This is a genomic window from Rhizobium sp. WSM1328 (assembly GCF_057653715.1).
Genome location: NZ_JBYGKO010000002.1, coordinates 102118 through 115772, shown reverse-complemented (window position 1 = coordinate 115772; position 13655 = coordinate 102118). Strand labels below are relative to the sequence as shown.

The window sequence follows — 13655 nt, the reverse complement described above, 5'->3', positions numbered from 1 at the left end:
TCGTGAGGTAAATTTAAATGCCGACACTGCTCGGGATCGATAGTGGTTTGACAGTCACCAAGGCGGTCATCTTCGATATCGACGGCACGCCGCTTGCAGCCGCCCGGCGCCGCGTCACGCAGTTCATTCCGAAGGCCCGCCATATCGAGCGTGACATGGATGAATTGTGGAACGCGACGGCCGATGCCATCCGCGAAGCGATTTCGCTCAGCGGGCGACCGGCAAGCGACATAGAGGGCATTGCCGCTACCGCACATGGAGACGGCATCTACCTGCTCGATCACGCCCAAAAGCCGCTCGGCCGGGCCATTCTTTCGCTGGACAGCCGGGCAGGGGCGATCGTCGACCGGTGGACGCAGAGCGATGTCGCCGACCTGGCGATCGAGCTGACCGGGCAGATCCCGCATGTCTCCGCTCCATCGGCCTTGCTTGCCTGGATCCGCGACATGGAGCCTGAGCGCTACAAGCGCATTGGCCATTTCTGCAGCTGCAAGGACTGGCTGCGGTTCTGCCTGACCGGGATCATCGGTACGGACCGCACCGAAGCCAGCACCTCCTTCACCAATGTCAAAACGCAGAACTACAGTGAGGACGCCCTGCGGCTGTTTGGATTGCAGGATCTCGTCCACGCCCTGCCACCAGCCTCGCGCTCCGACCAGATAGTCGGACGCGTGACCCGTGAAGCCGCGCAGCTGACGGGCCTTGCCGAAGGGACGCCTGTCGTTGCCGGTCTGCACGATGTCACCGCCTCGGCGCTCGGGGCAGGGGGCTATGCCAAGGGCGTTGTCGCGGTCATTGCCGGGACCTATTCGATCAACGAGACGCTTTCGTCGGAACCGCGTGTCGATCGGCGCTGGTTCTGCCGCAACGGGATTGCGCCCGGGATCTGGAACAGCATGTCGATCTCCCCGGCATCGACAGCCAATTACGACTGGTTTCTGGATACGCTCTGCGCTGCCGAGCGAACGAATGGCGAGGTCCAAGGCAACTCGATCCACGCCCTGCTGGCGCCCGAGATCGACGCCGCCTTCGAGCGCCCCTCGACGGCGCTCTTCCATCCCTATCTGTTCGGCTCGCCTTATGGCGCAGCCGCCAGCGCCGGTTTCTTCGGGCTCGGTGGATGGCACGACCGCGGCGACATGCTGCGCGCCGTGCTTGAAGGCATCGCTTTCAATCATCGCATCCATGTCGATGCGCTTCGCGACGGCTTTGCCTTCGATCAGGTGCGGCTCGCCGGGGGCGTCTCGCGCAATCCTGCCGTCGTGCAGATGTTTGCCGATGTGCTTGGCATGCCAGTGACGGTAACCGAGACGGATGAGGCGGCCGCCTGGGGTGCTGCGCTTTGTGCCGGCTCGGGCGTGGGTATCTTTGCCGATCCGCAGAGCGATCCGCGCGACACCGCCTCCATCGCGAAGACTTGCCGGCCGGATGCAGTGCGCAGCGCGGATTATGAAAAGCGTTATCAGGTGTTCCGCGACATTGCCGACGCGATGGTCCCCCTTTGGCCTAGGATTGCCGCGCTTGCGCCGGAGCAATCGGCAAACTGAAAAGATAGATGCCTGCTGCGGCGGGCGATTTAGGACGATGAGCATGACCTCCGATTTGCAGCAGCGCTTCTCGAATCTCGGCGAGAACGATATCGACGTTTTGATCATCGGGGCGGGCATCAACGGTGCCGGCCTGTTCCGCGACCTCTCACTACAGGGTGTCAATTGCCTGATCGTCGACAAGGCCGACTTTGGCTCCGGCACGAGCGCCGCACCATCGCGGCTTATTCACGGCGGCCTGAAATATCTGGAAACGGGTGAGTTCGGACTGGTTGCGCAGTCGACGCTTGAGCGCAACCTCCTGCTCAAGAACGCGCCGCATTGCGTCGAGCCGCTGCCGACCTTCATTCCGGTCTTTTCCTGGACCCGCGGCATCTGGGCAGCGATCCGGACGCTCTTTGGGTCGAAGACGGCGCCACGCAGCCGTGGTGCGGTTCTCATCAAGATCGGGCTTCGGCTCTACGACTTCTTCGGTTCGCGCGATCAGGTCATGCCGCGCCACCGGCTGATCCTGAAGAAACAGGCGCGCAGAGAAATGCCGCATATTACCCCCGCCATCGTCGCCGGCGGCATCTATTACGACGCCAAGATCAGCAGGCCGGAGCGGCTCGTCTATGAGCTCGTGCGTGATGGTCTCGACGCGAACGCGAGAAGCCTCACGGCAAATTTCGCGACACTGGCTGCCGTTTCAGAAGGGCGTTTGACCTTCCGTCAGCCCGATGGCCGCGAGTTCAGCGTCGCTCCCAAGCTGGTCGTCAATGCGGCAGGTCCCTGGATCGATCAGGTCAACACTTTGCTCGGCGCTCCATCGCGGCTGATCGGCGGCACCAAGGGTTCCCATATCCTGCTTAACCATCCCGAATTGGTGCGAAGCCTCAACGGCCATATGATCTATTTCGAGGCCGACGACGGCCGCATTTGCCTGGTCTACGACTATCTCGGGCTGGCCCTGGTCGGGTCGACCGACATTCCGGCCGGTGATCCGGACAATGTCTCCTGCGAGGAGCCGGAAACGGAGTATTTCCTCGAAAGCATCCGCTCGCTGCTGCCGACGCTTCGCTTCGATCGCGATCAGATCGTTTACAGCTATAGCGGCATCCGCCCGCTGCCGGCATCGGATGCGACAGCACCGGGGCTGATCAGCCGCGATCACTCCGCGCCGGTAAAGGAGCCAGAAAGCGGCAGACCGTTTCCGATCGTTTCACTGGTCGGCGGCAAGTGGACGACGTTCCGCGGATTTGCGGAAGAGGTCGCCGACACCGTTCTCTCCCGGCTACAGCGCAGCCGCAGCCATTCGACACGCTATCTGGCGATCGGCGGCGGTAAGGCCTTTCCGGCGGATGCTGAGCAGCGTCACGCCTGGATCAGCGATGCCGCGGCGCGCGGCGCTGTTGTTGCCGAGCGAGCCGACGAACTGCTCGGCCGCTACGGCACGACGGCAACGGCCCTGCTTTCTTCCCCTTCAAGCTATTCCGACGAACAGCGCCTGACGGGTGCGCCGCATTACAGCCTCCGCGAGATCGACTGGATCGCCCGGAATGAACTCGTTATCCACCTGTCGGACATCGTGATGCGCCGCACGACGCTTGCGATCCAGGGTCGGTTGACGCTGGAAGGCTTGCGGGAAATCGCCGGCGTTGCCGAGGCAGCGCTGGGCTGGGACGGCGAACGCACGGCAAGCGAAATCCAAGAGCTTGTCAGCCAGCTGAGCCGTTTCCACGGCCAAACGCTGACGGGCAAGCCTGCGGCCGCCGAGCCGGAAAAGGCACCCCGCCCGGCCTCAGGCTAACCCAGTTTCAAGAGAAAGCCGGATCGAGGGAACCGGATTTATAACGCTTCGCCATTTCCGAAACGGGAAGCGGCGTGATGCGGCCCGCCATGCCGGCAGTGCCGAACTGTTCGAACCGCTCCTTGCAGAGCTTGGTCAGCGCCGTCATTGCCGGCTTCAGATATTTGCGCGGGTCGAACTCGCTTGGGTCTTCCTGCAGCACGCGGCGGATCTGACCGGTCATCGCCATTCTGCCATCGGTGTCGATATTGACCTTGCGCACGCCATTCTTGATGCCGCGCTGGATTTCCTCGACCGGCACTCCCCATGTCGGCTTCATCTGGCCGCCATACTTGTTGATGATCTCCTGCAGCTCGATCGGGACCGAGGACGAGCCATGCATGACAAGATGCGTGTTCGGGAGCTTACGGTGAATTTCTTCGATGACGTTCATCGCCAGCACCGAACCGTCCGGCTTGCGGGTGAACTTGTAGGCGCCATGCGATGTGCCCATCGCGATGGCAAGCGCATCAACCTTGGTTTCACGCACGAACTTCACGGCTTCGTCTGGATCGGTCAGCAGCTGGTCGTGCGAAAGCTTGCCCTCGGCGCCGTGGCCGTCCTCGGCCTCGCCCATGCCGGTCTCGAGAGAACCGAGAACGCCGAGTTCGCCTTCCACCGAGATGCCGCCGAAATGCGCCATATCGGTCACCATCTTGGTGACGCCGACATTATAGGCCCAGTCGGCGGGCGTCTTGGCGTCGGCCTTCAGCGAACCATCCATCATCACCGAGGTGAAGCCCGCCTGGATCGCCGTCATGCAGTTGGAGGGATCATTGCCGTGATCGAGATGCACGCAGACCGGAATATGCGGATAGATTTCAACGACGGCATCCATCATATGCTTCAGCATGATGTCATGGGCGTAGGCGCGGGCTCCGCGCGACGCCTGCATGATAACCGGCGCATGACACGCGTCGGCGGCTTCCATGATGGCGAGCGCCTGCTCCATGTTGTTGATGTTGAAAGCGGGAACGCCGTAGCCTTCCTCCGCAGCATGGTCGAGCAGTTGCCTCAGCGTAATGCGTGCCATCCAAGATTCCCCCATATCGATGGTCGATCGAAATGCCGCCATCTCTTCGAAACTAGAGCCCGGGCGTCAGCCGTTCAAGCCTCTTATTTTAATAGGCAAAATGGCATAGGAGAAAGAATGTAACAAGCAATAATAACAATATCACAAACAGTATGATATTTCCTGACAGTCATTTCGCCTGCCCGAGGCCAAGTGATATTCAGGGGATGTGCTGAAGAGGCGGGCCGCCGACACGGTCCTGTGGCAGCGATGGCGAGATCTCTTCAGTCAACACCCCATGTGGACGCTACGGTTGCGGCTTGTGACCAATCGCAGACGGCCAGCATCAGCCTCGATCTAAAGCTGATGCAACCGAATGGGCGACATCCGGCAACTGGGGTCAGATAAGACCGTATTGTTCCGCCTTGTTGCGCAGGAATGGCAGGCCCTTGTCCATGACCTCTTCCATATCGCGTGCGACGGGGCGCCAGACGGCCAGGCCATAGGCGACCTCGGGCGGCATATTGATGAAGCTCTCCATCGCAAGTCCGCCCTTGAAGCCGATCGCAGCGAGCGCGGCGTAGATCGCATCCCAAGGAATATTGCCGTAGCCCGGCGTGCCTCGGTCGCTTTCGGAAAGATGGATATACTTGAGGTGGTCGCGGGCGATCAGGATGCCGTTTGCCGCACCCTTCTCCTCGATATTCATATGGTAGGTGTCGAGGTGAACGAAGACGTTGTCCGCGCCGACACGCTCCACCATATCGACGGCCTGCTGCGCCGAGTTGATCAGGTGGTTCTCATAGCGGTTCACGGCCTCGACGCCGAGCTGGACGCCGTACTTCCTCGCGTGTTTTGCGGCTGCGTCGAGCACCTTGGCGATGTTGTCGTATTCGCCTTGCGTCGGTGGCAGGCCGGTGCGCTCGCCGATGCCGCCGAAGATGACTCCGGAGAGCGCCTCGGCGTTCATTTCCGCAGTCTTTTCGATCGCAACCTTCAGGTGCTCGATCGCCGCATCCGGGCGGACGGAGGCCCAGGCGTGCTCCGGCAGGCCGAGCGAGCAGACGGCGCGCAGCTCGTTCTTTTCAAGCAGGTCGCGGGTATGTTTGGCATCGACGGCCGGCGCGTTGAGCAGCGCGATCTCGATGAAGTCCATCTTGTAGTGCACGGCTCCAGCGATTGCCTTTTCGGCGCCTGCGCGATCCCAGTTCATGGTCCACATGCTGGTGTGAACGCCGAAACCTTCCATGGTCGTATCTCCTATTTGACGATTTTGATGAACTTGGTCGAGAGCCAGCGCAGCACCATCACGACGATGAGCAGGATGCCCCAGACGGCAGTGGTGAGGTGCTGGTTGGCGCCGAGCAGGTTGAGCCCCGAGGAGAGGAGCTGCAGCACGATGAGCGCCACGAAGACGGGCAGGACGCGGCCGAAGCCGCCGAAGGGATTGATGCCGCCGAGGAAGCAGGCGAGCACGGTGATCAGCAGATAGGACTCGCCGTGGCCGACGCGCACCGAATTGAACCGCGCAAGCATAATAATGCCGGCAACCGCAGCCATAACCCCGGAAAGCATATAGACCAGCACCAGGACCTTGCGGGTGTTGATGCCAGAATAGCGGGCAGACTCGATATTGGAGCCGATCATATAGGTGGAAAAGCCGAGCTTGGAGCGCGAGAGCAGGATGTGGCTGGCGATCACGCAGGCGATCAGGATCAACAACGGGACCGGGATGCCGAGGACGCTGCCGTGGCCGATCGGAGCGACGAAGGTGGGAAAGCCCGAGATATCGCCGCCGCGCGTCAGAAACTCGCCGAGGCCGCGCAGGAAGATCATCATCGACAGCGAAACGAGGATCGGATGGGCGCGGGTAAAAGCGATGACGAGGCCCATGACCAGGCCGCTTGCCGCGCCGACGGCAAGCGCCAGAGCCGAACCGAGCAAAAAGGCGCCCGGGCCGGCATCGATGCCGCCATTGGCCTGCAGCGTCCAGGCGAGCGTCAGGCCGGCGATGTTGGCGGTGAAGGTGATTGCAAGGTTGAGGCCGCCGGTGAGGATCGGCATCAGCATGGCAAGCGTCAGAACGCCAAGCTCGGGAAGCTGAAAGGCGACCGATCCGAAGGTCGCGCCTGTCAGGAAATGCGGCGAGGCGAAACCGAAGACGATAAGCACCGCCGCCAGCGCGGCGAGGGGACCCGCCATGTCGGCCCCGAAGATGGCGTTGAAGCGGGCGGCGAGCGCGTCCATCAGCTCTCTCCCCTGTCTGCGGGCCTGTCACCGGTCGATTTGCGGGTCGCAAACACCGGCACCAGATTGCCGATGCGGGCACTCGACAAGGTGATCGCAACGAGGATGATCGCGCCGACGATCATCTTGAAGGCGAAGGGCGAGACGCCCATTAGGTTAAGGCCGTTCTGGGTGATCGAGACGAGAAGCACGCCCAGCACGCAACCGAGCACGGAGCCTTTGCCGCCGCCCAGCCGCGCGCCACCGAGCACCACCGCAGCCAGGACATCGAGCTCGCGGCCATACAGTGCGTTCGGCACCACCTCCTGCGCATAATGCGCCTGCATGAGACCGGCGATGCCTGCCATCAATCCAAGCCAGCCGAAGGCGATGAACTGCATGGCGCCGATATTGATGCCGAAGCGGCGCGCGCCTTCCGGATTGTCGCCGAAGGCATAGAGCTGCCGTCCGGTCGTCGTGCGGGTAATGAAGAACCAGGTGGCGAGCGTGCAGACGGCCATGACGACAACCGGCAAGGTGATCTCAGCCCAGCTCCCATCGGCCATTTCGCGCTCGTAGATAATGACGCGGCTCGTCAGCCAGTCGGGCAGATTGTAGATCGACACGCCCTTGGTGAAGAACATCAGCAGGCCGAAATAGACGTTGAAGGTGGCAATCGTCGCGACGATCGAGATGATGCGGAAGCGATGAATCAGGAAGGCGTTGATCATGCCGAGCACGATGCCGATGCCGGCCGCCATCAGGAAGCCGGATAGCCATCCACCGCCGCCGATCCTCTCGAGCGCAAGTGCGGTGACATATTGTACGATCGAGGCGGCGACGGCGAAGGAGATGTCAATCCCACCTGATATCAGCACCACGAGCAGGCCGACGGCAAAGATGATGTTGACCGCGCTGATATTAAGCAGGTCGAACCCATTCCCGAGCGTGAAGAAGCGGTCGGTCGTAAAAGCGAGGACAACACTCATCGCGATGATGACGGCAAACAGCACGAATTCGGTCGTATAGGCCAGAAACAGCTTACGCATAGACCGCCGCCTCCAGGTCCTTCAGTGTGGTCGTGCGGGGATCGTGCCAGCCGGCGATCCGGCCCTTTTCCATATGGACGATCCGATCGGCGTTGAAATAGACCTCCGGCACCTCGTCCGAGATGAGGATGATCGCAAGCCCCGCCTCGGCCAGACGCGCAACGATTTCGAAGATGCCGGCGCGCGCGCCGACATCGACGCCGACGGTGGGCGCATCGAGGATCAACACTTTTGGATCGGTGGCGAGCCATTTGGCGATCGCGACGCGCTGCTGGTTGCCGCCCGAAAGCGTCGAGATCGCATCGTCCTGCTTGCCGATCCTGATGCCGAGATCGGCGATCCAGCGCGCGACGAGCGCGCGCTTCTTTTCCGGCGAAATGAGCCGGCCGCCTAGGATACGGTTGAGCGAGGCCATGACCAGATTGTCGGCGATGGATTGCGGCTGGTTGAGACCAAGCGAAAGGCGGTCTTCCGAGAGATAAGCGACACCTGATGTGATCGCCCCGCGGTTGGAGGCAAAGCGCACCGGCTTTCCCTCCAGCACGATCGTTCCGGCGGCGGGACGGCGCATGCCGAAGAGCGTCAGCGCAAGTTCGGTGCGCCCTGCGCCGAGCAGGCCGGTGATCCCGAGCGTTTCGCCACGGCGCAGATCGAAGGAAATGTCCTCGAACTCGCCAGCCCGGGAAAGCTTGCTGACGGAGAGCAGGACCGGGTTCTGCGATCGGTCGCGGGCGCGAACGTTCTGGTCGAAGGTGCGCCCGGCCATTAGCTCGGTGACCTTAGACTGGGTCATGCCCTCCACCGGATAGACCCCGACCAGCGCGCCATCGCGCAGCACCGTAATGCGCGAGGAGATTTCCAGCACTTCCGCAAGACGATGGCTGACGAAGACCACGGCAACGCCCGAAGCCGACAGCGTGCGCACGATCGCCAGCAGATGATCGGTCTCGGACTGAGTGAGCGAGGCGGTCGGCTCGTCCATGAAGACGATGCGGGCCTCTCCGACCAGCGCGCGGGCGATTGCGACGATCTGGCGCTGGGCGATGGCGAAGTCCTTGAGGGGTCTGTCGACGTCGAGGGTGATGCCGAGCCGGGCGAGCGCGTCCTCGGCTATTCTGCGGATCGCGGCATAATTGACGAAGCGCGGGCGCGAACCGGAAAGGGTCTGGAAGGCGATATTCTCAGCCACGCTCATCTCCGGAAAGAGCGCGAGGTCCTGCCAGATGATCTGGATGCCGCGGGACTGAGCCATGCCTGGCGTCATGTGGGATATCGTCTCGCCATCGAAGACGATCTCGGCGCCGTCAGCAGGCCGATAGACGCCGGAGATCACCTTGATCAGCGTGCTCTTGCCGGAGCCATTTTCACCGGCGAGGCAATGCACTTCGCCGGGCAAGACTTCGAAGGAGACGTTTTTCAGCGCTTTCACACCGCCGAATGTCATGTTGATGCCGCGAAGCGAAAGAAGCGGCTGGGCCTTCACACCATCATCCGTTGCCGTGCTCATGCCGGTTGCCTGTCCAGTCGAATGCCATGAAAGATCAATGGTCCGGCCATGGCCGAATACCGCTCTCTTTTCCCGAACGCCGGGCCGGTCGACATGGACCGGCCCGACACCCGGGGAGGGGGCCTCTTCAGAGGCCCATAGCGGCCAGGTCGTCGACCGTATCCTTGTTGATCGGCAGCAGCTGATCGACGATGATGTCGTTACCAACAGGCTTGATCACGCCGAGACCCGGAATGTCATCACCTTCCTTGACGCTCTCGCCCTTGATCAGGCGATCGGCGAGCGTGACGAAGACTTCGCCGGCCTGTTTCGGATTCCACATGAAGCCGCCCGATATCGCACCTGATTTGATCAGCTTCAGGCCCTGGCCGGGCGAGAACGGGCCGAGCACGAAGATCTTGCCCGTCTTGCGGCGTTCCTCGATAGCGCGCCCGGCGCCGATCGGACCCTGGCTACCGAAGGCGAGGAAGCCGGTCAGATCCGGATGCGCAGCGATGAGATCGAGCGCCGTCGAGCGGCTCTTGTCGACGTCTTCCGCCACGCCGTAGCGCTCGCCGACGAGTTTCATGTCTGGGTAGTTTGCCTTGATATAGGCGATTGCGGCGTCCGCCCAGGCATTGTGGAGCGGCACGGTCAGCGAACCGACGAAGACGGCATATTCGCCTTTGCCGCCCATTTTCTCAGCGAGCAGCTTGCCATGCGCTTCACCAAAACCGGTGGCCGATGCGAGTTCGAAATTCCAGTCGGCGCCCTTCTGCGAGGGCGATTCATGCGTAATGACCTTGATGCCGGCGGCTTGCGCCTTGGTGAGTACGGGCTCGAGCACCTTGGCATCGTTCGGGACCACGCCGATAACCTTGACGCCCTGGGCGATCAGGTCTTCGATGGCGCGCACCTGCAGCGCCGGGTCGGCGCTGGTCGGGCCAATCATGAAGGCATCGACGCCCAGTTTCTTACCCTGTTCCTTGATGCCGGCTTCCATCGCGTTGAACCAGGGAATGCCGCCGATCTTGACGACAATGCCGACTTTCGGCGCGTCCTCTGCAAACGCGACCACCGCCCCGGCAAGCGACAGCGATGCGGCAAATGCCGCTACGATAAGGCTCCTCATCCTCACTCCTCCTCAAAGGTCGCTCATACGAACGACGACCACCGGCCGGTTCGCGGCAGGTTTTTCCTGGTTGCTTCTTGGCGAGGGAATACCCTTGCCTCCCATCCCGCCTCCTCCGGCGAACCATCTTTTGCACAATCGATCTTTCTTTTTTGCACAATCGATGGTGCAATGACTATCGATCAAGGTAGAGCTTTCGTCAAGAGGGGTTTGTTTCTAAGGGAAGCGACAAAGGAAAGGCGAGATATGACCGACATCGGCAAGAAGAAGGCGACGATCTACGATCTCTCGATGCTATCGGGTGCGTCGCCTTCGACCGTGAGCGCCGTGCTGAACGGGAGCTGGCGGAAGAGGCGTATCAAGGAGGCGACGGCGCAGCTCATTCAGAACCTGGCGAACGAGCACGGCTATACGGCAAACCTGCAGGCCCGTGGCCTGCGTTCGTCCCGCTCCGGTCTCGTCGGTCTTCTGCTGCCGGTGCACGACAACCGCTATTTCTCCTCCATGGCGCAGTCTTTCGAGGCGCAGGTCAGAAGCCGTGGCCAGTGCCCCCTCGTCGTCAGTGCCTGTCGCGATCCGGAGGAGGAACGCAAGGTCGTCGAGACGCTGATCTCCTATTCGATCGATGAGCTTTTCATCGCCGGCGCAACCGATCCGGATGGCGTGCACAAGGTTTGCGAAAAGGCTGGGCTGAAGCACGTCAACATCGATCTGCCGGGCACGCTGGCGCCGTCGATCATCAGCGACAATCATGAAGGTGCGCGCATGCTGACACAGGCGATCATCGAGCGCTCGCAAGAGGATGGCCCGCTTTCACCCGACGATCTGTACCTGTTCGGCGGCCGCAACGACCATGCCAGCCATGAGCGAATTCGCGGTTTCCGGGACGTAAAGCGCGCATTGCTGGGCGCGGATCCCGACGTCTGCATCCAGCCGACCGGCTATTCACCCGCCATGACGGCCCGCGCCTTCGAAGCCTTCTACGAAGGCCACGGAAAGCTGCCGCGCGCATTCTTCGTCAATTCCTCGATCAATCTCGAAGGGCTGATGCGCTTCCTCGCGCTGCACCCGCACGAGACCTTCGCCGATATCGTCGTCGGCTGCTATGACTACGATCCCTTCGGCTCCTTCCTGCCTTTCCCCGTCTTCATGATCCGGCAGGACAGCGAGGCAATGATCACCAAGGGGTTTGCGATCCTCGATGCGGGCCGCGGCCCGCCAATCACGCATCTGGTGCGGCCGACGCTCGTCCCACCCCGCACGGCGCTGACCGGCCCGCTCGATGCGCTGAAAGATATTGAGTAATGCGTCCTGCCGCGTTTCGCTACGATCAACGATGGGGGAGGATGCTGGGCGTGCAGCTTGCACCACATAGGCGCGCCTGATGACCCTAGTGCCGCGCGCCGATACACCCCTTCAAGAGCACTAAAACGGGCGGGGCCTCGGCTGAGTGGTACCGATTTACAACGAGTGCTTCGAGTCTTTCTCGCAACACCTGACCGGGAACTGAAATCTTGGACGGATTTGGCTGGATTAGAGCGATTCAGTTACGGTATCCGTAGAACTGCGAGCGATTTGCGCGAGCGGGACAGCTAGAGACAGCATGTCCGCATCTCCTAAAGCAGGACCTTGATGAACGCGGATATGATAGCCGCCTGGGCGGTGGAAAATGGATTCCATGCGATGGATTCCGGGAATTATTGTCGCCATGACAATGCAGGCGTGATCACGATCGAGATAAAGAGGATGTCATTCCTCCTCATCGATGAGAGGCAAGGATTGCGACCGCGTCTCATATCGCGGCTGTTCAAAGACATATCCCTCACTAGCGGGAGCAGCCGCTTGCAGGGTCTTCTTCTTGACCGCAATCCCAATCATTGAGCGCTCACGCCATTCCCCAGCCCAGCCAATTCAGGTGGCGGATTGTGCCTGACGCCGATGAGCACCGTCGCAGACATTCAACACTGTCAATATTTCTTCTTGCGAACGATTTTGTTGCCGCGGGGTCCGCTCACGACCGGTGTTCGGTCGCTGTTTTCGGCAAGCAGGCTCCGCCAGCGTTCGAGACGATCGACGCCCAGGGCACCGCTTGCGACAGCTGCCTGGACCGCGCACCCAGGTTCATGGGCATGGGTGCAATCGCGAAAGCGGCAAAGCGGCGCCAGTTCAGTTATTTCAGCAAAGAGGGTGTCTATACCGCCGGCAACATCACTCACGTAAAGCGTTCTTATTCCCGGCGTATCGATGACCCAGCCGCCCCCTGAAATTGCATGCAGGGATCGCGCCGTGGTGGTGTGTCGGCCCTGCGCGTCATATTCGCGGATGGTGCCTGTCTTTTGCTTTGTGTCAGATTCAGGCCCGGTCATGGTGTTCACCAGCGTTGATTTTCCGACACCAGAAGATCCCACCAGCGCAACCGTCTGGCCAACGCCGCACCAGGGCCTTAACAGGGAAACGGCGTCCGCGGAGCGCCCATTCAAGGCAATGACAGGCAGATCGCGTTGCAAGGTCTCGGCTTGGGCCTGGAACAGGCCGGCATCCTCCGCGGCGTCAGCCTTTGTCAGCACAATCACCGGATTGCTCCCGGCCTGGTTGGCCATGGCCAGGTAACGTTCCAGCCGAGCAAGATTAAAATCGGCATTGCACGAGGTGACGATCAACAGGGTGTCGATGTTGGCGGCAACAAGTTGCTGGCCACGCCCGCCTTCCAAGCGTCGTTGAAAGACGCTTTTTCGATCGAGACGTCTGACAAGCATGTCAGTCAATGCATCGGCAAGAACCCAGTCGCCCACGGCGTAGTCACCAGTACTGGTATTGGATGGAAATTCGAGTCCGACCGGTCCGGTGACATCGATTGCCTCGATTCGTGCCCGGTGAACTGAAGCGATGCGTCGGGGGATCAAGTCCGCTTCGCTGGGCTGGACTTGGTCCGCGAAGAATTCAGACCATCCAAGCAGTTCTAGCGGTGAAGAAAGTTGGGAGCTGGTCAAATCTTGTTCCACTTTCGGTAAGGCGGCCATAAAGAGTTTTCAATGATCTTCTGCGGCCTTTCGCCTAGCTGCGTGGATGATCCCGTTTTGGCAACGAGGTTGCGTAAGCAGCAGCTTCGCCGGGGTAGGGGAAATCGTCCCCGAGCTGACGGTCGCCATCGTAGACTTTGAAGGCAGGCCCCTCAACTTCAACGATCTTATAGCCGTTCACGTATTCGATCTTCGGTGTTTTCCAGCCCATCAAAAGCTCCTGTCCGGTCCGAGGGTTGTCTCTGAAGATGGTGCCAATACCTCATACTCAGCGGTCTATGACGTATCAGGTGCTTCACGATTAGCCAACGCCAGTTCGATACCGTCCAGACCACCGTTCGTCTGCAAATTCGAC

The 13655-nt window shown here is 61.0% G+C and carries 12 protein-coding genes; 4 read left to right on the top strand and 8 right to left on the bottom strand.

Annotated features, from left to right (window positions below; translation table 11 throughout):
* The first annotated feature begins 17 nt into the window (after window positions 1-17).
* Window positions 18-1547: an FGGY-family carbohydrate kinase gene (locus tag AC2444_RS24110; RefSeq protein WP_128449366.1), complete on the top strand. Its 1530-nt coding sequence runs from the start codon at window positions 18-20 to the stop codon at window positions 1545-1547.
* Between the two features lie 37 nt (window positions 1548-1584).
* Window positions 1585-3336: a glycerol-3-phosphate dehydrogenase/oxidase gene (locus AC2444_RS24105; protein ID WP_128438840.1), complete on the top strand. Its 1752-nt coding sequence runs from the start codon at window positions 1585-1587 to the stop codon at window positions 3334-3336.
* A 7-nt stretch (window positions 3337-3343) separates the two neighbouring features.
* Here the strand turns inward: AC2444_RS24105 and fba are convergent, their stop codons facing one another.
* From fba to AC2444_RS24075, 6 genes are all read right to left on the bottom strand, one after another.
* Complete coding sequence (gene fba / locus AC2444_RS24100) at window positions 3344-4408, bottom strand: class II fructose-bisphosphate aldolase (protein WP_011648981.1); 1065 nt, start codon at window positions 4406-4408, stop codon at window positions 3344-3346.
* A 379-nt stretch (window positions 4409-4787) separates the two neighbouring features.
* Window positions 4788-5636 carry a sugar phosphate isomerase/epimerase family protein gene (locus AC2444_RS24095; RefSeq protein WP_012755623.1) on the bottom strand — a complete coding sequence of 283 codons (849 nt, stop codon included), beginning with the start codon at window positions 5634-5636 and terminating at the stop codon, window positions 4788-4790.
* An 11-nt stretch (window positions 5637-5647) separates the two neighbouring features.
* On the bottom strand, window positions 5648-6634 hold the full coding sequence (locus AC2444_RS24090; protein WP_128449367.1) for an ABC transporter permease: 987 nt from the start codon (window positions 6632-6634) through the stop codon (window positions 5648-5650).
* Complete coding sequence (locus AC2444_RS24085; RefSeq protein WP_128449368.1) at window positions 6634-7662, bottom strand: ABC transporter permease; 1029 nt, start codon at window positions 7660-7662, stop codon at window positions 6634-6636. The genes AC2444_RS24090 and AC2444_RS24085 overlap by 1 nt, the downstream gene beginning before the upstream one ends.
* Window positions 7655-9169 carry a sugar ABC transporter ATP-binding protein gene (locus tag AC2444_RS24080; protein ID WP_128449369.1) on the bottom strand — a complete coding sequence of 505 codons (1515 nt, stop codon included), beginning with the start codon at window positions 9167-9169 and terminating at the stop codon, window positions 7655-7657. Before AC2444_RS24080 ends, AC2444_RS24085 begins: the two co-directional genes overlap by 8 nt.
* Before the next feature lie 127 nt (window positions 9170-9296).
* Complete coding sequence (locus AC2444_RS24075; RefSeq protein WP_128449370.1) at window positions 9297-10280, bottom strand: autoinducer 2 ABC transporter substrate-binding protein; 984 nt, start codon at window positions 10278-10280, stop codon at window positions 9297-9299.
* A 246-nt stretch (window positions 10281-10526) separates the two neighbouring features.
* On the opposite strand from AC2444_RS24075, the gene AC2444_RS24070 reads away from it, so the two are divergent.
* Together AC2444_RS24070 and AC2444_RS24065 are read left to right on the top strand one after the other, a co-directional pair.
* Window positions 10527-11585 carry a LacI family DNA-binding transcriptional regulator gene (locus AC2444_RS24070; RefSeq protein WP_017996211.1) on the top strand — a complete coding sequence of 353 codons (1059 nt, stop codon included), beginning with the start codon at window positions 10527-10529 and terminating at the stop codon, window positions 11583-11585.
* Window positions 11586-11912: 327 nt separating this feature from the next.
* On the top strand, window positions 11913-12161 hold the full coding sequence (locus AC2444_RS24065; protein WP_113545646.1) for a hypothetical protein: 249 nt from the start codon (window positions 11913-11915) through the stop codon (window positions 12159-12161).
* An 86-nt stretch (window positions 12162-12247) separates the two neighbouring features.
* Here AC2444_RS24065 and rsgA read toward each other — a convergent pair whose 3' ends face one another.
* Window positions 12248-13300, bottom strand: a complete 1053-nt coding sequence (rsgA, locus tag AC2444_RS24060; RefSeq protein WP_128449371.1) for a ribosome small subunit-dependent GTPase A — start codon at window positions 13298-13300, stop codon at window positions 12248-12250.
* A 34-nt stretch (window positions 13301-13334) separates the two neighbouring features.
* On the bottom strand, window positions 13335-13511 hold the full coding sequence (locus AC2444_RS24055; protein ID WP_003549623.1) for a hypothetical protein: 177 nt from the start codon (window positions 13509-13511) through the stop codon (window positions 13335-13337).
* Window positions 13512-13655: the final 144 nt, after the last annotated feature.